At 42.8% G+C, this 22,492-nt stretch carries 19 protein-coding genes; 12 read left to right on the top strand and 7 right to left on the bottom strand.

Annotated features, from left to right (window positions below):
* Positions 1–37 precede the first annotated feature (37 nt).
* Genes CZ794_RS09335 through CZ794_RS09325 form a run of 3 tightly spaced genes read left to right on the top strand, consistent with a single transcriptional unit; the run spans position 38 to position 3,666 of the window.
* Positions 38–1,237: an HlyD family secretion protein gene (locus tag CZ794_RS09335; RefSeq protein WP_087041323.1), complete on the top strand. Its 1,200-nt coding sequence runs from the start codon at positions 38–40 to the stop codon at positions 1,235–1,237.
* A gap of 3 nt (positions 1,238–1,240) precedes the next feature.
* Positions 1,241–2,467: an ABC transporter permease gene (locus CZ794_RS09330; protein WP_087041322.1), complete on the top strand. Its 1,227-nt coding sequence runs from the start codon at positions 1,241–1,243 to the stop codon at positions 2,465–2,467.
* Complete coding sequence (locus CZ794_RS09325) at positions 2,467–3,666, top strand: ABC transporter permease (protein WP_087041321.1); 1,200 nt, start codon at positions 2,467–2,469, stop codon at positions 3,664–3,666. Before CZ794_RS09330 ends, CZ794_RS09325 begins: the two co-directional genes overlap by 1 nt.
* Before the next feature lie 141 nt (positions 3,667–3,807).
* Here the strand turns inward: CZ794_RS09325 and sthA are convergent, their stop codons facing one another.
* The 3 genes from sthA to CZ794_RS09310 form a co-directional block, all read right to left on the bottom strand.
* A complete protein-coding gene (gene sthA, locus CZ794_RS09320) occupies positions 3,808–5,457 on the bottom strand; it encodes a Si-specific NAD(P)(+) transhydrogenase (protein WP_087041320.1) in 1,650 nt (549 codons plus the stop codon).
* 111 nt (positions 5,458–5,568) lie between these two features.
* Positions 5,569–5,973 carry a hypothetical protein gene (locus CZ794_RS09315; protein ID WP_087041319.1) on the bottom strand — a complete coding sequence of 135 codons (405 nt, stop codon included), beginning with the start codon at positions 5,971–5,973 and terminating at the stop codon, positions 5,569–5,571.
* Between the two features lie 83 nt (positions 5,974–6,056).
* A complete protein-coding gene (locus CZ794_RS09310) occupies positions 6,057–6,953 on the bottom strand; it encodes a pyruvate, water dikinase regulatory protein (RefSeq protein WP_062844276.1) in 897 nt (298 codons plus the stop codon).
* Positions 6,954–7,430: 477 nt separating this feature from the next.
* Between CZ794_RS09310 and ppsA the strand changes: the two genes are divergently transcribed.
* The 6 genes from ppsA (at position 7,431) to CZ794_RS09280 (ending at position 12,987) form a co-directional block, all read left to right on the top strand.
* A complete protein-coding gene (gene ppsA, locus CZ794_RS09305) occupies positions 7,431–9,815 on the top strand; it encodes a phosphoenolpyruvate synthase (protein ID WP_087041318.1) in 2,385 nt (794 codons plus the stop codon).
* A 139-nt stretch (positions 9,816–9,954) separates the two neighbouring features.
* A complete protein-coding gene (locus CZ794_RS09300) occupies positions 9,955–10,944 on the top strand; it encodes an RDD family protein (RefSeq protein ID WP_087041317.1) in 990 nt (329 codons plus the stop codon).
* Positions 10,945–11,254: 310 nt separating this feature from the next.
* Positions 11,255–11,659, top strand: a complete 405-nt coding sequence (gene rpsF, locus CZ794_RS09295; protein WP_062844273.1) for a 30S ribosomal protein S6 — start codon at positions 11,255–11,257, stop codon at positions 11,657–11,659.
* 16 nt (positions 11,660–11,675) lie between these two features.
* Positions 11,676–11,906, top strand: coding sequence for a 30S ribosomal protein S18 (gene rpsR / locus CZ794_RS09290; RefSeq protein WP_010198808.1), 231 nt, complete (start codon positions 11,676–11,678; stop codon positions 11,904–11,906).
* 20 nt (positions 11,907–11,926) lie between these two features.
* Entirely contained in the window at positions 11,927–12,433 is a 507-nt protein-coding gene (gene rplI / locus CZ794_RS09285) for a 50S ribosomal protein L9 (RefSeq protein ID WP_087041316.1), read from the top strand.
* A gap of 329 nt (positions 12,434–12,762) precedes the next feature.
* Positions 12,763–12,987, top strand: a complete 225-nt coding sequence (locus CZ794_RS09280; protein WP_087041315.1) for a hypothetical protein — start codon at positions 12,763–12,765, stop codon at positions 12,985–12,987.
* Between the two features lie 145 nt (positions 12,988–13,132).
* Here the strand turns inward: CZ794_RS09280 and CZ794_RS09275 are convergent, their stop codons facing one another.
* The gene (locus CZ794_RS09275) at positions 13,133–13,288 is read right to left on the bottom strand and encodes a nicotinate-nucleotide--dimethylbenzimidazole phosphoribosyltransferase (RefSeq protein ID WP_087041314.1); all 156 of its coding nucleotides are present in this window, start codon (positions 13,286–13,288) and stop codon (positions 13,133–13,135) included.
* Between the two features lie 303 nt (positions 13,289–13,591).
* On the opposite strand from CZ794_RS09275, the gene CZ794_RS09270 reads away from it, so the two are divergent.
* Together CZ794_RS09270 and CZ794_RS09265 are read left to right on the top strand one after the other, a co-directional pair.
* Positions 13,592–14,947 (top strand): GntP family permease, encoded by a 1,356-nt coding sequence (locus CZ794_RS09270; RefSeq protein ID WP_087041313.1) that lies wholly within the window; start codon positions 13,592–13,594, stop codon positions 14,945–14,947.
* 173 nt (positions 14,948–15,120) lie between these two features.
* Complete coding sequence (locus CZ794_RS09265; RefSeq protein ID WP_087041312.1) at positions 15,121–16,257, top strand: glycerate kinase; 1,137 nt, start codon at positions 15,121–15,123, stop codon at positions 16,255–16,257.
* An 854-nt stretch (positions 16,258–17,111) separates the two neighbouring features.
* Here CZ794_RS09265 and CZ794_RS09255 read toward each other — a convergent pair.
* The 3 genes from CZ794_RS09255 to CZ794_RS09245 form a co-directional block, all read right to left on the bottom strand.
* Positions 17,112–17,450, bottom strand: coding sequence for a RidA family protein (locus CZ794_RS09255; RefSeq protein ID WP_062845869.1), 339 nt, complete (start codon positions 17,448–17,450; stop codon positions 17,112–17,114).
* Between the two features lie 59 nt (positions 17,451–17,509).
* Complete coding sequence (locus CZ794_RS09250) at positions 17,510–18,757, bottom strand: FAD-binding oxidoreductase (protein WP_087041311.1); 1,248 nt, start codon at positions 18,755–18,757, stop codon at positions 17,510–17,512.
* Positions 18,758–18,948: 191 nt separating this feature from the next.
* Positions 18,949–21,114, bottom strand: a complete 2,166-nt coding sequence (locus tag CZ794_RS09245; RefSeq protein WP_087041310.1) for an ATP-dependent helicase — start codon at positions 21,112–21,114, stop codon at positions 18,949–18,951.
* 268 nt (positions 21,115–21,382) lie between these two features.
* Between CZ794_RS09245 and ychF the strand changes: the two genes are divergently transcribed.
* The gene (ychF, locus tag CZ794_RS09240; protein ID WP_087041309.1) at positions 21,383–22,474 is read left to right on the top strand and encodes a redox-regulated ATPase YchF; all 1,092 of its coding nucleotides are present in this window, start codon (positions 21,383–21,385) and stop codon (positions 22,472–22,474) included.
* Positions 22,475–22,492: the final 18 nt, after the last annotated feature.

Here is a 22,492-nt window from a genome sequence, read left to right as displayed (position 1 = left end):
TTACTCTCAACCTTGTCGCTTTAGGAACCCTCCTGTCATGACTGAATTGCCACATGAATCAGATAACTCACGCAAACCCACTGATTCGACCGAGTCAGTGACCTCTCAAAATGAACAGGTTTCCGTTGATTCGACAGAAGATGGGCCTAAAGCTACAGCAGCGCAGCCTACACCCGCCTATCATCGTAATAACGCCAAATCCAAAAGAGCGGCTTTGATAAAAAAAGGCATACTCGCGTTAGTGTTTTTGATCGTAGTGGGCATCATTGCTTATGGTTTGTATAAAAGCAATCAGCACAGCGAGCCTGAAGTTGTCACCTTGCAAGGTCAGATGCAGATGCAGCAAACCTCTATTGCCGCAAAAGTATCAGGACGTATTGCTCAAATATTAGTGACCGAGGGCGATACTGTGACGGTAGGTCAGCAGCTGATTGAAATGGACTCACCTGAGATTAATGCCAAAATCAACCAAGCACGCGCTGGCAAACAGATGGCACAAAGTCAGTTAGATAAAGCAGAAAACGGTGCGCGTCCACAAGAAATCGCCCAAGCAAAAGCGGCATGGCAAGCTAATAAGGCCGCTTCTGATTTGGCAGAGAATACGTACCAACGTGTCAATCGCCTGTATGAAGAAGGGCTCATGGCACGGCAAAAACGTGACGAAGCCTATGCGCAGTATTTGGCCACTCAAGACCAAACCGAGGCCTCACGCTTACAATACGACTTGGCGATGGAAGGCACGCGCAGTGAAGACAAGTCTGCTGCCAGCGCGCAAGTCGCGCAAGTCGATGCTCAACTAGAAGAAGCCTTAGTAGCAAAAGAAGAAGCCAATTTAAAAAGTCCTATCGCCGGTATTGTCGATAATGTTATTGTCAATGCAGGAGAAGTTATCGGACAGGGCGTACCCATCTTAACGCTTGTCAATACCAATGATCAGTGGGTGGTACTCAACGTCACCGAAGCACATCTAAATCAGTTTGCGATTGGTCAGCAATTTACAGGTACAATTCCAGCACTATCCTCGACCAATCAGCCTTATACCAAGCAGTTTACGGTTTATGCCACTTCGACGTTATCTGACTTTGCCACTTGGCGCCCAACCAATAATGATGATGGCTTTGATGTGCGTACGTTTGAGGTGAAAGCACGTCCAACCACGCCTGATGCCCGTATCCGCTCAGGTATGAGCGTTGTCGTACGTCTTGATCCCACTACTGTTCGTCAGACCCAAGAGTAAGTCATGAGTCTAACTAAGCTGAGTGGGGCTTTTATACGCAGCGCGGCCTACGAACGGCGGTTTTTAACCAAAAACCCATGGGATCTTAGTATGGTGGTTTGGCTACCGCTGCTAACCGTATTCATGGTTTGGTGGATATTCTCACAGACTCAGATTACCGACTTGCCCATTGGCGTGATGGATCAAGATAATGGGCCTGTTGCCAACATGGCTGTTCGCTATTTGGAAGCCAGCCCCACTTTGACCGTAAGACAGCTTTATTACTCAGATACTGAGGCGCAAGCGGCAATCTTGCAGCGCGACGTGTATGCCATCGTGGTGATTCCAGAAAACTTTTCTCGCAACATTTTGTCGGGCAAGTCAGCTCCGCTAGTACTGCGAGTCAATGCGCAGTACGGTACACATTCAGGCATTATTCAGACCAGTGTGCAAGCCGTTGCTGGTACGTTGTCAGCAGGCGTTGAGATACAGCGTTTGATCAAAAAAGGCATGTCACCAGCACAAGCAGCCATTGCCTACTCGCCCATCAAAATACAGCGTATCAGCTTGTTTAACGCCGCCACCAATTACCAACAGTTTTTGGCGTCGACCGTTATTCCTGCTTTATTACATATTTTGGCGATGGTCATTGGTGCAACCACAATTGGTCGTGAGTTACGTGATAAAAATCTTGGTCATTGGTATCGTTTTATCAATAAGCATCAGTCAGGCCATAAAATCGATGAACCAGCCAGCGTTTTGGTGATATTGGGTGGGTTGTTGGGCAAATATTTTTGGCCAACAGTGGCGTATAGTGTTTGGGCAATGTTGGCATTATGGCTCGCCACACCTCAAACATCGATCGCTATTGGCTCATTTATTATTACCTACATCGGTCTCATACTGCTCATCATGCTGTCTTTTTGGTTGGGCGCTATTTTTACCTTGGGTGCCTTCTCCTTGCGTATGGGATTGTCTTCTACTGCCTTTATCTCAGCACCTTCTTACGCTTTTGCTGGGGTGACTTTTCCTTACATTGCCATTAGTGACAGTGCCAAACATTGGTCAGATGCATTGCCACTCACTCATTATTTAAAGCTGCACATTGCGCAATTACAGATGCAGGCGCCTATAGCCGTGTCGCTGCCAATTATTTATGGCCTGACCCTTGCAACAGGCATTGCCATGATTTTGACTGCGCTACTAACCAAACGTGCGCTTGCGCATCCTGAGCGTTGGGGAGCACGCTAATGTCATTAACATCGAAAAACCACTCATTCACCACGGCAGATGATTCGGACAAATACTCCTCACAACATTTTTTAGGCAGTTTTTTACAGACGCTTAAAGACGTATTTTCTGATAAGGGGGTGCTTTTATTACTCATGATTGCGCCCATCATTTATGGATTTTTTTATCCTTGGCCTTATTCAACAGAAGTGGTCAATCATGTGCCTGTGGGTATCGTTGATAACGACAACAGCAACTTATCACGAACCATCATTCGTTATGCAAGTGCCAGCCCGCAGTTAGACACACAGCGTTTTCTGAATGAACAAGAAGCCAAAGCAGCCATATGGTCAGATGACATTGCTGGGTATATGGTGATTCCAAACGGACTTGAGCAGCAAGTGATGTCAGGAAAAGAAGCCAGTGTCAGTGTTTTGGGTAATGGTGGTTACTTTTTATTAAATAAAAACGTACAAACTGGATTTTTAAAAGCCGTTAGTACGGTGTCTGCTGGTATTAAAATCAAAAAAAACGTGGCTCAAGGCGCTTATCTTGCAACTGCCACCGCCAATACTCAGGCAGTACCATTAAAAATCATCCCTTTATATAACCAAACCGAAGGCTATGGGGCTTACGTCGTGCCCGCAGTGTCTATTCTGATTTTGCAGCAAACACTTTTGATGTCAACTGCTATGCTGGTCGGTACGTGGTATGAACAGCGGCGTCATAGGGCGAGTATAAGGGGCTGGCTTGGACGTATTGCAGCCCTCAGCACGTTTGGTTTTATGACTGGATGTTTTTATTATGGCTGGGCATTTGAGCTCCACCACTATGCGCGCGGACAGAATATGATCGGTAGCCTGTTATTTTTACTACTGTTTTGTCCGACGGTCGCGACGCTTGGCTGTGTACTTGGGCTCTGGTTCCGTCAACGTGAGCGCAGTATGCAACTTTTGATCTTTAGCTCACTACCAATGTTTTTTGTCAGCGGTTACCCTTGGCCCGCTTATCAACTTCCAGAGTTTTTACAGATCATTCGCTGGCTCATACCGACCACACCGGCGATCAATACCTCTGTCCAGCTGAATCAAATGGGGGCCAGTATCTCTCAAGTTGCTCTAGGGTTTTATGCACTGGCAGGACTATGGGTACTTTATTTTATGCTGCTGATGCTCATACGTTGGTACGATTCTGTACAGCAGCGTAAAGCTCTGCTATGACCTATTCCACCCTTTATAAATAACGAATCTGCCTTTTAATGAATACTTTTATTAAGGCAAAAATAAAAAAACGCCTACTTATTCAGTAGACGCTTTTTTATTTGTACTATCTGTAAAAAACTTACAATCAATAATGGTACATTAAAAGATTCGATTCAAACCATTCAATGCTGCAACACGATAAGCTTCTGCCATTGTTGGATAGTTAAAGGTGGTATTGACGAAGTACTCAAGCGTGTTATTACTCTTACACTTCATAACAGCTTGACCAATATGGATAATCTCTGAAGCATGGTTGCCATAACAATGAATACCAAGAATTTCTAACGTCTCACGGTGGAACAAGATCTTCAGTACCCCACTACGCTCCCCGATGATTTGCGCACGTGCTAGGTGCTTAAAGAATGCCTGCCCTACTTCATAAGGTACTTTTTCATCCGTCAGCTCTTGCTCTGTTTTACCAATACATGAGACTTCAGGAATGGTATAAATCCCTGTTGGGACACTAGATACTGGTTCAGCATCGCTATCACCAACCATAAAGGCTGCCGCACAGCGGCCTTGGTCATAAGCCGCAGAAGCCAGCGATGGCCAACCAATGACATCACCAGCGGCATAGATGTTTTTGACTTCAGTACAATAGGTGTCGTCAACTTTTAATTGACCACGGCTGTTGGCTTTGAGGCCAATGGCTTCCAAATTCAGACCTTCTGTATTACCCGAACGTCCGTTCGACCATAAGATGGCATCAGACTTGATTTTTTTACCACTTTTTAAGTGCAAAATCACGCAATCATCATGCGTTTCTAAATGGTCAATTTCTTCATTACTACGGATTAATACACCGAACTGTCTAAAATCGTGTGCGATTGCATCACTAATTTCGCTATCCAAATAGCTGAGCAATTGATCTTGGTTATTAATCAAATCAACTTTATAGCCAAGACCAGTAAAGATAGAGGCGTACTCGCAGCCAATAACACCTGCGCCATAAATAATGATTTTTTTGACGATATAATCCATTTGTAAGATTTTATCAGAGTCAAAGACCCGTGGATGATTAAAATCTAGAATGTCTGGACGATATGGACGGCTACCAACAGTCACGATGGCTTTGTTAAAGGTAATGGTCTCAAACATATTGTCATCAATTTCGATGCGCAGCGTATGGGTATCGACAAAACTTGCCCAACCTTGAATCACCTCAATACGGTTACGCTCATAAAACCGTGTGTGCGTATTTACCTGACGACGTATGACTTGACGAGCATTAGCCAGTACGCTATTTAAAGGAACTTGTTTGTACTCCATCGCCTTAGTGAACATAGGGTCACGGCGAAAGTTAATTAAGTTGAATACTGACTGACGTAAGGCTTTACTTGGAATGGTGCCCACATGAGTAGAGTTGCCACCCACTTGGTCACGCGGGTCTACAACCACCACTTTTTTGCCTGATTTTGTCAGCTTCATGGCAGCCGCTTCACCAGCTGGCCCTGCTCCTAAAATGACCACATCGTATTCATACTCATGATCATCGCCTTTGATGCGATTCAAATCTTTAGCAAAACCAGATTTGATATCAATACGCGTGTCATCGAGTGGGTTTACAAGATGCGGATGGTGCATGATATCATCCGTCACCTGCTCGTGAGTTTGCTCAATCTTTTGTTCCTTATCTTTACCTTCTGTATGTTCAGAATTAGGGGTAAGGTTGCTTTTTTTGTTTGAGACTTCGGTTTGAGTATCTTCGCCAACTTCATTGGTCGCGTCTTTTGGTTTTTTACTTACCATCATGTCCTCTTTATATTTACTTATTTATGTGGTGGTTAGACCATGAGTAAATCAATACTTGGTTGAGTCAAGCTCATTGTACCAAGCTCAAGTATGTATCAATCTCAAGCGCTAAGGCATGGTCACCATACGTTGTGACACTATATTTTGCAATGTCCAATACCCCGTCGGGCTTTGTTTGGCTTGATCAATCTGTGGGCGGGCACTGATCACATACTCTGTGCCAAGACTTGGTTTAAAGTCATCAACCCAGTCATAAGGAATCTGAAACACGCTGCCATCTTTATTTGATTTGGCCAGTAAGCACTGCATTGGCAGGGCTGAGGCGCAGGCCACTCGGTTTGGCATGATAGTGAGCGTTTGTGCTTCGCCTAAGACGATGGTCGGGATATAACGCGGCTCAGGCACTGGCTCACGTGAGAATGGTGATGTTTGACAGGCACTGAGCAAGGTCGCCATACTCAGTAAACTGGTCAACAATAAAGGCGTCTTACTCGATTTATAGGCTGAGATCATAATATTCTCTGTATGATAATGACATGATAGTGAATGGCGTATACTAATATTTTTTAGCGCTTATTTTTATAATACATATGGTATTAGCCAATGCGGCGTTTAAGACCAGTCATCTGCAAAATACGGGTGGCAATCTCTTCTACAGACATCTCAGACACATCTAAGCTTGGGATACCGTGAGTAATATAGATGCCTTGTATCGCACGCTGCTCTTGCTGGCACTGCTGATAGCTAGAGTAACGACTGCCCGCACGGCGTTCTTGACGGATTTTTACTAAACGGTCAGTATCGATTAATAGACCAAATAGCTTGTCTTTGTGATCGCGCAAGGCTTTTGGTAATTGATTGTCATACAGATCATCCTCAGTCAAAGGATAATTAGCAGCGCGAATACCAAACTGTAGTGCTAGGTATAGTGACGTTGGCGTTTTGCCTGAACGCGATACCCCAATCAAAATAATATCAGCGGCATTATAATGACGAGTACGTGCGCCATCGTCATTGTCTAAGGCAAAGTGAACCGCATCGATACGCTCTTTATAAGTCTCAGAATCCACATCATCATGGGCATGACCTGAATGTCCATCTGGCTCTACCCCTGTTTCTTCAGCAACGCGTCCAATCAGCCCTTCATACATGTCCAGATTACAGCTTTCGGCTGCGTTGATTTTTTCACGTATCTCAGGATTGACAATCGTATCAAATACTAGTGGCAACAAGCCATCTCGCTGATAGGCCATATTGATTTGCTCAACCGCATCATCAGCGCGCTCCAAACTATCTACATAAGGCAATACTCGCGTCTCAAAAGGCACCGAGGCAAACTGACTCAAAATAGCACGCCCGAGTGTTTCAGCCGTAATCGCTGTACCATCTGAGATAAAAAATGCCGTTCTAACGGCTTGTGAGCTGTCTAAATTTAGGGCATTTCGATTTTGAATAGTGGGTTTCACTTGTTCAGCAGGATTGCTTGAGTACATAACGTTGGCACCTCGATTGATAACACAATAGTAACCTTCATGTAGCGCTTGATTCTCATCTGTCTTCGACTGCTCTCATATAGCACGTAATTCGGTACTTAATATTTTGGTACTTGATATCTTAACACTGAGTATTAAGTGCTGAAATTGAACACCTATATAATGATAAGCCTCTACTATTTATGCTATCCATTATACGCATATTAGAGAACTAATAGAAATCAATGTTACAGGCGTTCACTCAGAAGACAGCATCCTTTTTCACCTTTAAAAGCAGATATTATCTCATTTTTGGCTAAAAACTTTCAGAGCGATCATTCATAATAACTTAGTGTGACGTCAATAATTATGTAGCAAATCTGACAATTTGTATTTTTTTCACAAGTTTTTTAATTTACCCCCTCGAAATTCTCAGAATATAGCGGTATAATCCACCATTATAATCTTTACTAAATAACCTTATTTTCTGGAGTTATCATGGCAGCTCAATCTACAGCGCTTGTAATCAATCTTGATCAGCTAGGAAAAGACGACATTGAAGTGGTCGGTGGTAAGAATGCCTCACTTGGCGAGATGATCAGCCATCTTTCTGATTTGGGCGTCAGTGTTCCAGGCGGTTTTGCCACAACTTCAAATGCGTTCAATCGCTTTTTGACAGAAACAGGCTTGCTGGACAAAATCAATAACGAGCTAAAAACATTAGACGTCAATGATGTGAATAAGCTTGCTGCTACTGGTAAAACTATCCGTACTTGGATTATTGAGCAAGAGCTGCCAAAAGATCTTGAGCAAGAAGTACGTCAGGCGTTCGAAACCATGAGCGGCGGCGAAGACATCGCGGTTGCGGTACGCTCTTCTGCCACGGCTGAAGATTTGCCAGATGCATCATTTGCAGGTCAGCAAGAAACCTTCTTGAACATTCGCGGTATTGATAACATCCTTATTGCTATTAAAGAAGTATTTGCGTCTCTATATAACGACCGTGCCATCTCTTATCGTGTCCATAAAGGTTTTGAGCACGAGGGCGTTGCTTTATCTGCTGCCGTACAGCGTATGGTACGTTCAGAGACTGGCGCAGCTGGCGTTATGTTCACGCTAGATACCGAAAGCGGTTTTGATCAAGTGGTGTTTATCACATCAAGCTATGGTCTTGGTGAGATGGTTGTACAGGGTGCGGTTAACCCAGACGAATTCTACATCTCAAAGCGTCTGCTAGAAAATGGTAAGCCTGCGGTTATTCGCCGTAACCTTGGTAGCAAGCACAAGAAAATGATCTACGGTGATGAAGGCAGTACCGCAAAATCAGTAAAAACCGTTGATGTTGAAAAACAAGATCGTATGCAGTTCTCGTTGTCTACAGAAGAGCTAACCTCACTTGCCAAACAAGCCATGACCATCGAAAAGCACTATGGTCAAGCGATGGATATCGAGTGGGCAAAAGATGGCGACACTAATGAAATCTTTATCGTACAGGCGCGTCCTGAGACGGTAAAAAGCCGTCAAGACAGCAACGTCATGGAACGTTACATCATCGATACGAGTAATGCCAAAATATTGTGTGAAGGTCGCTCAATCGGTCAACGTATTGGTTCAGGTAAAGTCCGTATCGTGACCAACCTAAACGAGATGGATAAAGTAGAAGAAGGCGACGTATTGGTATCAGATATGACTGATCCTGATTGGGAACCGGTTATGAAGCGCGCTTCTGCCATCATCACCAACCGTGGTGGCCGTACGTGTCACGCTGCCATTATCGCGCGTGAGCTTGGTGTACCAGCCATCGTTGGTTGTGGTAACGCCACTGAGCTGCTGGTCGATGGTCAAGACGTGACGGCCTCTTGTGCTGAAGGTGATACTGGTTTCATTTATGAAAGTCAAATTGACTTTGAAGTTCAGACCAACTCTGTTGAGTCTATGCCAGAGCTTGCATTCAAAGTCATGATGAACGTCGGTAACCCAGATCGCGCCTTCTCATTCACGCAAATGCCAAACGAAGGTATTGGTCTTGCGCGTCTTGAATTTATCATCAACCGTATGATTGGTGTGCATCCAAAAGCACTACTAAACATGAACAGCTTGCCACGTGAAATCTCACAAGCCATTCATGAGCGTATTGCAGGTTATGCTTCACCTGTTGACTTTTATGTTGATAAATTGGTTGAAGGTATCTCAACCTTAGCCGTTGCCTTTATGGATCAGCCAGTGATCGTTCGTATGTCAGATTTCAAATCAAACGAATATGCTAACTTACTTGGTGGTAAGCTATACGAGCCATCAGAAGAGAACCCAATGCTTGGTTTCCGCGGTGCTAGCCGTTATGTGTCTGATAACTTCCGTGACTGTTTTGAGCTTGAGTGTAAAGCACTGAAGCGTGTACGTGACGAGATGGGCTTGACCAACGTTGAAATCATGATTCCATTCGTACGTACGACTGGTGAAGCCAAAGAAGTCATCGAGCTACTTGGTAAAAATGGTCTAAAACGTGGCGAAAATGGTTTACGCGTCATCATGATGTGTGAGCTACCAACCAACGCATTGTTAGCAGAAGAGTTCCTAGAATACTTCGATGGTTTCTCAATCGGCTCTAACGATTTAACTCAGCTAACGCTAGGTCTCGATCGCGATTCAGGTATCGTCTCACATCTATTTGATGAGCGTGACCCTGCTGTTAAAAAGCTGTTAACTATGGCTATTGAAGCATGTCGTAAGCAAAACAAATATGTTGGTATCTGTGGTCAAGGCCCATCAGATCATCCAGATTTAGCGTTTTGGCTCATGGAGCAAGGTATTAGCTCTGTGTCATTGAACCCAGACTCAGTACTTGATACTTGGTTCTTCTTAGCGGGTGAAGAAACAAAATAAGCCATCACGTTAAGTCACAATGTTAAGTTGCAGTATTAACTTAGCAGAGCAACTCACACAGTCGTTAAAGATATCACTTTTAGGGTCTATTTGATTTTTTCAGATAGACCCTAATATAATGACTTAGATATGACTAACTATGCAGGCAACTATGCAGATTTTCCTTGCTCGAAATAACGTACAAGCTGGCCCATACACATTGGATCAGCTCAATATCATGTTGGCATCTGGCGAGGTACTGCTGGATGACTTGATGTGGCATGAAGGCCTAGATCAATGGCAGCGAGTTGGTAACCTAACCAACAATCAAACAGTCTATAGAATTAATAATGTCGGCACTTCAGAGGTTAACGACTCTATCATCAACAATGTCACCATCTTTCCTGAAGACAATGCCAGTCACTCCCAAGGTGACAAGTCCGTATCGTTAGACAGATTATATGGCAAGCCTGAACGTTCAAAAGACTCAAGTAAAAATGCAAAGATAGACATGACAGGCAACCGTCATCAAACACCGCATCACAATGTGTCTTTGAATAAGTCTGTCCTTAACAAATCTGGCAAAGACAAAGTCGTCGGTGATCTTGTGCTTGCGCCAATTATGTCGCGTGTATTAGCAACAGCTATTAATGGTCTACTGTATATATTGGCCATTATTCCACTCGTCTTGGCATTGACTAAGATGGATGTGGACTATAGTAAATTCCAAAACATTCAAAATATGGATGTTGCTTATCAATATTCAATGACGCTGATGGAAAGTCTTCCTAGCAGCACACTGATGATGTCACAAGTCATGGTTTTTGGATTATTTGCCTTACAACTGATATTTATCACGTTACGTGGTCAGTCACTTGGTAAACTGCTGACGGGTATTCGTGTGGTAGATCAAACCACACATCGTTTGCCATCATTTACCAAACTGGTGGGTATGCGTACACTGTTTCTTTTTATCATCTATAATCTGTTATTCTCATTCACCAGCTTTTTAGGTTTTGTCATTATTGCTATTCATTATTACATGGCAGCGAAAAGCCCTGAAAACATCGGCTGGCACGACAAACTTGCCAAAACATTGGTGGTAAAAGCAGATAGCAGTCAATTGGTAAAAGAACCTAAGATTAAGTAGTCAATGTTTGAGCCAGTGTTTTTTGGTTCAAGTTTAACCACCCCTTCTGCTATTTATATAACCTCCTTTTAGTATCAATAAACAAGCAGCGTTCTATCGTTGCTTTTTTGTTGATACTAAAAAGTCAGTTTTAGCGCTTATTCTAGGTGCCAAGCGATTAACCTTTGTGTTAATGCTAAAGTACTGTTATAATACGGCGCTTTATAAACTAAGCTTATTGCTTACCATATTGGTTAAGAATCAGGCTTACTTTATAAATCTCCTTGCTATTAACATAGGGTTAATAGCTACTAATCCGTAAGGAGTCATAATGCGACATTACGAACTGGTGTTACTTGTACACCCAGACCAAAGCGACCAAGTGGTTGGCATGGTTGAGCGTTACATCAAGTTAGTTCAAGACAACAACGGTGTTATCCATCGTTTAGAAGATTGGGGCCGTCGTCAACTGGCTTACCCAATCAACAAGATTCACAAAGCTCATTACGTTCTTTTCAACATTGAAACTGACGGTGAAACTTTGGCTGAACTTGAAGAATTATTCCGCTATAACGACGCGATCATTCGTAGTCTAGTTATGCGCCGTGACGAAGCTGTCACTGAAGAGTCGCAGTTAGCCAAGAATGCCGATGAAAAACGCGCACGCAAAGCAACTACTCGTCGTCCAGACAATCGTGAAAACGATCATGACGACAACGACAACAGTGAAGACTAATTAAAGGAGAATACTCATGGCACGTTTCTATCGCCGTCGCAAATTCTGCCGTTTCACTGCTGAAGGCATCACTCACATCGATTATAAAGATGTTGAATTGCTAAAACAGTACATCAGTGATAATGGTAAAATCGTACCAAGCCGTATTACCGGTACATCTACTAAATATCAGCGTCAGTTGGCCACTGCTATCAAGCAAGCTCGCTATCTTTCGCTACTTCCATACACTGATAACCATCAAGGTTAACCGTTAACTAGGAATGACTCATGCAAATTATTTTGTTACAGCGTATCGTCAACCTTGGTAAACTCGGTGAGACTGTCGATGTAAAACCAGGTTACGGACGTAACTTTCTTATCCCTCAGGGCAAAGCACTACCTGCTACTAAAGCTAACATTGAAAAGTTTGAAGCACGTCGTGCTGAACTTGAAGCTGAAGAAGCAAAAGAAGTAGCAGTTGCTCAAGAACGTGCTGATGCGTTAACTGACGTTAATGTTATCATGCGTGCTAAATCAGGTGACGAAGGCAAGCTATTCGGCTCTATCGGTACTCGCGATATCGCTGAAGCATTGACTAACTCAGGTCTAGAAGTAGACCGTGCTGAAATCAAGCTTCCTGAAGGCACTTTACGTCAAGTTGGCGAATACAATGTTGATATTCAGCTACACCATGACGTTACTGCTAGCATCTTAGTTACTATCCTATCTGAAGATGGTAATAACGAAGAGCAAGAAGAAGCTGCAGACGAGAGCGAGGACTATTCTGAAGAGTAATCTTTTGAATATCTAAGTTTAGTCTACACAAAAACCAGTGGCGCCCAGTCACTGGTTTTTTTATACCTATATTTTGGCAGAGTGTCACTACGTAAACAGAATAAATATATTGAGCAATGACGGTTTTAACCGTGTGTGGCACCATAGACTCTACGCAAGTTTGCCTCTACCTCATTATTTTCTTCATAATTCACTTTAGCAACTACTTGCAATAAATCTGTTAAAAAACTTATACTTAATAATAAGATTATGTATATAAAGTCATCTACAAGGTTACTTAGTAAGTTGCTACTCTACTTGCCTCTTAATTACTGACAAGGTGTACTGATATGATAAATACTGATGATAAATTATTATGTGTACGCGGTAATGATTTTTACTCAGAAGGTGAGATTTACACAGTCGGTAGAATTGTGAATAATAAATATTTCCAGTTATTAACTGGCAATAATGAAGATCACTGGTACGCCACTTTGGATGATCAAGGTATCTATGTGAGCTTTGATTCTATTACTGCCAAAAACAGTAAAGCTTGGTTTGACAAAATCGCTTAACTTGTAGCCAACTACTGATAATAACGCGCTCCATACTGAATAATTAGTAAATCTGATTTTGAAACGAATGGTCATGATAATTGGCTATTTTTTTGATCAAAAATCCAATTGGCTACGCTCTAGACAATTTTCAGGACGTAGGCACTCATTGGCTATAGTAGGTAGTCGGGACACTCCTGCCTGTCTTATGCTGTAATTCTTTATTATTTAGCCCTGTACCACGACCAATACTATTAGCAATAGGTAGATGACCCAACCTTGCTATCAACAAACTGACAGCTGAAGTATTTCCAATACCCACTTCTCCTACAAAATACTCGCCTCTCCTACAATCAGCAAGTTAATCAGTAAGTTACTGGGCAACGCCGGGGTAAATGTGTTCGAAGCAAGCATCCTAATGCTGTGACATATAAAATCAAAAACCCATACTAGCAGAATACGAAGTTTCACTATTAATAGCGTCATCTCTGTGTTGAATAGATTTCCTAGAAAGGCGTATTTAAGATAGAATATGCCCCTTTAAAAACACATATCGCTATTGATGCCCAGCTCAGTGACAGCTGCATGGATAATTCCCAAAAATATCAACTATATAGAGGCAGTAATGATCGTATTTTGGCTGGTGCTGACCATTCTTTTTATTATTTTCGCCACAGCAAAATTAAAGTGGCACCCTTTTTTAGTGTTAATATTGTCAGCTTTTTTGGTCGCGCTTTTTTATCAAGTACCACTGAATACTGTTGCTAAGACAATATCAGATGGCTTTGGTGGCATCTTAGGCTATATTGGTCTGGTGATCGTGTTCGGTACTATCATTGGCCTAATTCTTGAAAAAACGGGTGCCGCCATTGTGATGGCTGAGTTTGTGATCAAAGTATTGGGGCCACGCTTCCCTACTTTAACCATGTCTATCGTCGGTGCTGTGGTATCGGTTCCTGTCTTTTGTGACTCAGGCTACATCATTTTGAACTCTTTAAAAGAGTCTTTGGCCGAGCGCTTGAAAGTGTCGAGTGTGGCAATGAGTATTGCATTGGCAACAGGTCTATATGCAACCCATACCTTTGTCCCACCAACGCCCGGTCCAATTGCCGCCGCAGGGAACTTAGGGCTGGAGTCAAATCTAGGCTTGGTTATCATGGTTGGTGTGGTTGTGACAGCAGTTGCTGTATTGGCAGGCTGGTGGTGGTCGAACCGCTTTCTTAATGCTACGCCTGACAATATAGATGCCGATGCGCCTGCAGCAGTCATGCCTGATGGTATGAAAACACGCGATGATTATAGTCAATTGCCTTCAGCAACGATGGCATTTTTACCTATTATTGTCCCTATTTTGCTCATCTGCCTATCGTCTGTTGCCAATCTTCCAAGTATGCCCTTTGGAAGCGGCATGCTGACAGATATCCTTGTATTTATCGGTAACCCTTTAACTGCCCTACTTATCGGTTTGTTTTTATCCTTTTTACTTATCAATACTGATCAAAAAACGCAGCAAATTAGTGACAGTATTTCGCAAGGCTTGGTAGTAGCTGCCCCCATCCTATTGATTACGGGTGCTGGTGGTGCATTTGGTGCCATGCTAAAAGTGACGCCTATCGGTGACTATTTGGGTACCACGTTATCTGCATTGGGTTTGGGCGTCTTTATGCCATTTATCGTATCTGCTGCGCTAAAAACAGCGCAAGGCTCAACCACGGTTGCTTTGGTTACTACCTCTGCAATGGTTGCGCCTTTGTTGGATCAGATCGGTCTAGACAGCGAGCTTGGTCGTGTATTTTGTGTGATGGCTATTGGTGCAGGCGCAATGACCGTTTCACATGCAAATGACAGTTTCTTCTGGATTGTTAGTCAGTTTAGCCGTATGAGTGTGGCGCAGGCTTACAAGGCTCATTCGATGGCTACTGGTATTCAGGGTGTCACCAGTATCGTATTTATCTGGCTATTGACCTTAGTATTTATTTAACCTATTAGAGCGTGTCCTCAATTCAATTGATGTGTATCTAGATGCATGAAAAGTGAGGACACACCCTAGACCATCTGCCTGTGATGGCAAATATAGCAAAAGACAGATTGGTCGATGATTGTATTTGACCAATTTTGCCTAAACGCCTTTACTGAAATACTCAAAGGATTTTCATGAAAATTTTAATCGCCCCCGACTCGTTCAAAGAAAGCTTAGATGCATTGGATGTTTGCCATGCCATTCAGTCTGGATTTAGTCAGGTGTTTCCAGACGCTGATTATACGTTACTGCCTATGGCTGATGGCGGTGAAGGCACGTCAGCGGTATTGTCATACGTGTTGGGCGGACGCTGGAAAGAGGTGCGTGTACATGATCCTCTGATGAGACCGATTACCGCAAAATACTTGCTATTACCAGATGCCACTGCCGTGATTGAAATCGCTCAGGCTTGCGGATTACATCTACTAACTGTCGCGGAGCGTAATCCTGTCATTGCCAGTAGTTATGGTGTTGGTGAGTTGATTGCAGATGCTTTGGGTGAAGGTGCCAAACGCATTATCATCGGTCTGGGTGGTAGTGCGACCAATGATGCAGGACTTGGTATGCTAACCGCGCTCGGTATGACTTTTCATGGCGCTGATGACAATATGTTGGGACAAGGCGGCGGTGAGCTTGCCAACTTACAGAGACTGGATAATACTGGTTTTCATGCAGACATCTTGGAGACAGTATTTGAAGTTGCTTGTGATGTGACCAATCCTTTGTGTGGTGAGTCTGGTGCTAGTGCTATTTTTGGACCTCAAAAAGGCGCTTGTCCTCAACAGGTTATTGACTTAGACCATGCGCTTGGTCATTTTGCCACCATATGTGATGCACATGGCTATGAGAGATGTCAGGAAGTTGCTGGTGCTGGTGCCGCTGGTGGGCTTGGGTATGCGTTGATGAGCTTTTGCCATGCTCAATTAAAATCAGGTTTTGACACAGTTGCAGAAGTTGCCAGCTTATCGCAGCATATTGCTGATGCTGACCTTGTTATCACAGGCGAAGGTAAGCTTGATGAGCAGACAGCAATGGGTAAAGTCGCGGGCGGCATCAGCCAACTTGCCAAAGCCACTCATACACCAGTTATCGCTATTTGCGGCAGTGTTGATGGGTTAAAACCTGCTCAAACCACCCAGTTCGATGTGGTTATGCCCAGTATTCAAAGGATAGATTCCATTGATAATGTGCTAAGTGCGGCCTATCACAATATTGAGACCACCGCTGTCAATATTGCCGCAGCCATGCGACTGGGTCAAAGCGTGAGATAAGAATAATCCTTTGGCATATTGGCATATTTGTTCGTCAATACTAAATCGACTCTATTTACCTCTAAATCAATAGCACCCTCATAACTTGAGGGTGCTATTTTTTATTAATTGATATATAAGAGCAGCTCATTTTCAACGAGGCATCTTAGAATGTATGAAAGGAATATTAAACATACTCATACTACTCAAATTTAACATTATGATTGTGATGCCATCATAACGGATCCAATCAAGAATAGTGGAATGGCGATCAATGTTTTCAAAAATGGTGATTTGGTCTTTTCCCATCTAGTGAAAACAAAATACAGATTGGCAAAGGGTACAAATAAATACATGAGCCCCCAAGCAGTTGATTCTTGAAAAGCAATGATAATCAACTTAATCCCATAAATAATACAAATGATCAAAGTAATAAAAAATAAACCAATCCCTATAATTCCCACGTGATAATCCCCTAAAATCTTAGTATGAAGTAAGCCATAGTCAACCAAAATTAGAAACTCCCCTACTTGACCTAAAAATAGGGTTACTATGTTGATTAAGTTTTTTGACTATATTTAATTTGTATTATTTATGATAACATTTGTTTCGAAAAACACATAACTTTATTGAACATAAGTTCTATTTATAGTAAATAATATAGTCAAATAATTCGCTTTTAGCATTTAACTATATTTAATTAATGAATAATGTAGGCTTATTTAGCTTACCGAGATTTCTTATATTATTAGCTACGCTAAAAAATATTGCTTATATAACTAGATCCTTTCGTATAAAAAACATACTCATAAAAAAAGGACATGATATCGCTATCGTGTCCTTTTTTGCTTTATTCAAGCTTTCAAACTATTTTATTACTCAGCAGCGATGGCGATCATCTCAACCAGTAGCTCAGGACGTGCCAATGCAGACTCACCACACGCACGCGCTGGCGGCTCGATGCCTTCAAACCATTTGTCATAGACTTCATTCATAGCCGCAAAGTCTGCCATGTCTTTGATCCAAACCGTGACAGATAATAGCTTTGACTTATCGCTACCCACTTCTTCTAGTAACGTTTGGATTTTTTCCAAGCAAGTCAATGTTTGCGCTTTGATATCGTCTTCTGCATTACCGACCTGACCACATAAGTATACGGTCTTGTTGTGGACGACAATTCTGCTCATACGTGGCGTGCTATGTAGCTTCTTTATCATATTATAATCCTTCAATTTATAAATTTAAGTCTGTGCTAACTATATCAGATGCGCTCTTAGTTAGAAAAACGCTGGGCACTAAATGGTGCAAGATCGACCAATGTAGGCTTATCGTGAATCATCTCTTCGACAAGACGACCTGTCATTGGCCCTAGAGTGAAGCCTTGATGGCTGTGACCAAAGGCGAACCATAGCTTGTCATGCTTATCAGCAGGACCGATGACTGGCTTCATATCAGGCATACAAGGGCGTGACCCTGCCCATGCTTCACTCTCAACCGCATCTTCTAACGGCAAGATTTTTTTAGCAAGCTTCAATACGGTTTGTAATTGACCAAAGTTCTTTGGCGCATTCATGGTGGTCATCTCAGCACCCGTGGTGATACGAATACCCTGCTGCATTGGCCCCATGACAAAACCTTTGTCCATATCAAACATACTGTGATGGATGGTATTTTTTTCTGTCACTTTGAAATGCTGATGATAACCACGCATTGGGAATAGTGGCAGATTGTAACCAAGTGGTTTGATCAAATCATTTGACCAAGGACCTGCTGCGATGACCAATTTATCACTATAATATGTATCTTTATCAGTGATGATTTTCCAGCCGTCCGCTTCTTGGACGATTTCTTTTACGTCATTTTCTTTGATCGTACCTTGCATGTCTTGGAAGTTTTTTGCGTAAGCTTTTACAAGCGAGCTTGGGTTTGATACTTGCCATGAATTTAACCAATGAATCGCACCAACGAAACCTTCAAAATTGGCACGAGGCTCCATTGCTTTTAGCTCTTCAAGGTTTAATACATTATGCTCAACACCTTGGTTACGCGCATCAATGGCGGATGCTTGCGCTTCTTTGAATGTCTCTTCTGAGCGATGTAGTTGTAACCAACCATCACGAGTAATGAGCTCATCAGCACCAGAAGCGCTAATCATGGTTTGGTGCTCACTAGTGCAATGCTCAATCAGCGTCTGCCACTCTGACTCGATTTTTTTGACAGACGCAGGTGTAGAGTATTTCCAGTATTGCAGCAGCGCTTGATGATAACGCAGAATCGCTGGAATACGGTAGCGAATATCAGTACCTTGGTTCGGCAATACTCGGATCATCTCTGTCAGCTGACGCGGAAAAGGATGCGTATGAATCGCTTCGCGCTGAATCAATCCTGCATTGCCATATGAGGTCTCTGACCCAGGCAATTTCTTGTCTAAGAGTAATACATTTGAGTTATTTTTTTGTAGATGCCACGCGATTGACGTGCCAACCATACCTGCACCGATAACGATAACTTCATAGCGCATAACCTATCCTTTTCTTAGGGTGTTAATACAGAGTATCAAATATAAAGGTCTAACCAAATTAGGTGGTAATAGTAACGCATTGTGCTCAATATTAAACCCTTATCTGAAAAATATTTTTACTATTAAATACTTTTGGCTATACCTTTATTTGTAGGTCATTTTTAAAAGGAATGAGATTGCTAAATCCATACTCACCACCACACTGGCTCATCACTTTCTTTAATAGATTTCTTAACCGTTTCTACTTCAACCTTATCTATGGATAGCTCAGCGATGAACCGTGAGGCTTTATCAAAATACCCTGAGTAACTCGAAAAATAATCTGGCGCGGTCAAAAACAATCGGTTCTTCGCACGGCTACAAGCGACATAAAACAGCTTACGCTCTTCCTCCAACTCTGCAAAATCACTCAATGAGCGGTAGTGTGGCGTGATACCATCAACCAACGCATTCACAAATACCACAGGCCATTCCAGCCCTTTAGCGCTATGAATGGTAGAGATGGTGAGTTTATCAGTGTCCGCATCGCCTTGCTCAAACTTGCCTGCGGTAGCAACTGAGTCATTAGGTGGATCGAGTGCAAGATTTTCTAAAAAACTGTCCAGACTGTCATGCTCATTCGCTAAGTTTGTAAGGACACGAAAATCCTCGCTACGCTCCCGCCAATTGTCTTCATTGATTTTTAAGACAGGTATATAAAACTCAAGAATCAGCGCAATAATTTTTTCTACTGAATCTGCTTGATTGGCCTGACTCAGCATCTTGTATAACGGCATCAACTGATCACTTTTTTTGGCAAATTTTGCCGTCAGTAATGGCTCAAAAGAATTATTATCCGCAGTGATTGCTTGGGTTAAGCGTGTTGCAGTCACTGACCCAACCCCTTTAAACAAGGTTAAGATACGATGCCAAGAGATGGTATCGTTGGGGTTATAAAGTATTTTGACAAATGCCAATACATCTTTGATATGACGCCTTTCAATGAACTTAATACCGCCGACAACAATAAATGGAATCTGACGCTCCATAAATTCCAGCTGTATATAATTAGACTGAAAAGACGTTCGGCACAATACCGCAAAATCTTGATAATCATATTCTGACTTTAACGCGATGACTTTATCGGCGATATATTTGGCTTCTTTGGTTTCGTTACTTAAGCGGCAAAAAACAGGCTTCATCCCCTCTACTTGAGAGCCTGAATACAACTGTTTTTGATAGCCTAATGTGATTTCATCTGATAAGGCATTGATATAATTTAAGACAGCGGGCGTACTGCGATAATTCTGCTCAAGCTTAATAAGCTTGGCATCAGGGTATGTTTCACCAAATAAAAGAATATTTTCATAGTTGGCGCCACGAAAGGCGTAGATGCTTTGGTTATCATCACCGACCACCATCAGTGAGACTGATTCGGGGGTACAGATGAGATCAATCAGCTCTTTTTGCGGAATATTGGTGTCTTGATATTCATCAACCATGACATAACGATAATGCGTTTGAAGCAGCTCACGGAATTTGTCATTGGTTTTTAGGTGACGTACCACTTGGCCGATAATATCATCGAAGTCGTATAAATGATTGGCGCGTTTGTATTCGTGAAAATCAATCGCCAATTGCTCTATAGCAGGGGTATGGGTCGCAATATCGGGATAGCCATTTTCAATCAACTCACGGATACGGATTCGCCGATTTCTAGACGTAGAAAATATTTTTTGCAGCGTTTTTTTGCGCGGAAAAGCTTGGCTGGTGATATTGGTTGCGTATTTTTTCTCTTTATTAATCAAGTCGATTGCATCTTCGCTATCGCCCGTGTCCAAAATGGTAAACCTTGGATTGATACCAAGCAATCCTGAATATTGGCGCAGCAGCAGGGTACAAAACGAGTGAAAAGTACAGCTGGTAATCGCATTGAGCGCTTGACTGTCTTTTTGGCTCTCACCATCACTCGCGAGACTACTTGCCAGCAAGGTCTTGGCGCGACCTTTGATTTCATTGGCGGCTTTACGGGTAAACGTCAGCAGCAAAATCTCTTTGGGAGACACGCCATTTTCTATCAAATAACTGGTTCTATAAGTGAGCGTTTTTGTTTTACCAGAGCCTGCACCCGCGATGACCAAAACCTTACCTTCAATGGTTGTGGCAGCCAAGAGCTGATGAGCGTTTAGCTCACTGGCATAATCAATCTTTAATCCTAAATCATGAGCAAGCCGTTGCTGCAACAAGTCAGTATCCGCGGTCATCAAATTGGCTTCAAGCTTCTCAATCGCTTTTTCGAGACGCGTAAGCTTGGGTTTCATCTCAATGAAGTTTTGCGGGTAGTTATAATGATGTGTGTCAAAAATCGTAGGTTTCATGATACAGTCTTGCCTTTGATGGGGTTTGCGGCGCACTCAATAGTTAGATTAATGCCACTGAATAATCGTTTAACGTAAGCAACAAGTCCTAGCTTATCATAATAGTGCAAGTAGCTAACCTGACAGATGCTGTCTCATGAAAATCCGTTTATCCAATATAACAACCTCACCCCTATTGAGTGAAATTTGCTACAATATGCGCAATTTTGATTTACTATTTGAGCAAGTTGTACATCAACTGATTTTATTACTATATTGAGAGAACGTTATGGGTTTTAATTGCGGCATCGTCGGCCTACCAAACGTGGGTAAATCTACCCTGTTTAATGCCTTGACCAAAGCGGGTATCGCCGCTGAAAACTTTCCATTTTGTACCAAAGATCCCAACACAGGTATCGTACCTGTGCCAGACCCACGTCTAAAAAAACTGGCTGACATCGTCAATCCTGAGCGCATATTGCCAACGACGATGGAGTTTGTGGATATCGCAGGTTTGGTGGCTGGCGCGTCAAAAGGCGAAGGCATGGGTAACCAGTTCCTAGCCAATATTCGTGAGACCGACGCGATTGCCCATGTGGTACGTTGTTTTGATGATGACAATGTCGTGCACGTTGATGGTCGTGTTAGCCCGATTGATGACATCGAAACCATCAACACTGAGTTGGCCTTGGCAGATTTAGAAGCCGTTGAGCGCGCCATAATGAACCTAACCAAAAAAGCCAAAGGCGGCGATAAAGATGCGAGCGCCATGCTGGATGTGTTCAAAAAGATTGAACCACTACTGGCAGAAGGTAAAGCCGCTCGCGCAGCCAATCTTGATGATGATGAGAAAAAACTCATCAGAAGCTATGGTTTGATTACGCTAAAACCGACCATGTACATCGCTAACGTCTCTGAAGATGGTTTTGAAAACAATCCATATCTAGATGCCGTCCGTAACTACGCCACTGGTGAAGACTCTATCGTCATCGCGCTTTGTAATCAAATTGAATCTGAGATTGCCCAACTCGACGAAGATGACAAAAAAGACTTCTTGGCTGAGATGGATATGGAAGAGGCCGGTCTTGATCAAGTGATTCGTGGCGGCTATGACCTGCTTGATATGCAGACTTACTTTACTGCGGGTGTCAAAGAAGTACGCGCATGGACAGTCGCCGTCGGTGCCACAGCGCCGCAAGCCGCTGGCGTGATTCATACTGATTTTGAACGCGGATTCATTCGTGCTGAAGTCATCGCTTATGATGACTTTATCGAATATAACGGTGAAAAAGGTGCGGCTGCCGCTGGTAAGTCACGCCTAGAAGGCAAAACCTATATCGTACAAGATGGCGACGTGATGCACTTTAGATTTAACGTGTAATATATTTTGTCTTACGCG

It is taken from the genome of Psychrobacter sp. JB385, assembly GCF_900163785.1.
GTDB lineage: Bacteria > Pseudomonadota > Gammaproteobacteria > Pseudomonadales > Moraxellaceae > Psychrobacter.
The sequence above is the reverse complement of the archived record's forward strand: the minus strand, read 5'-3'. Positions and strand labels throughout refer to the sequence as shown.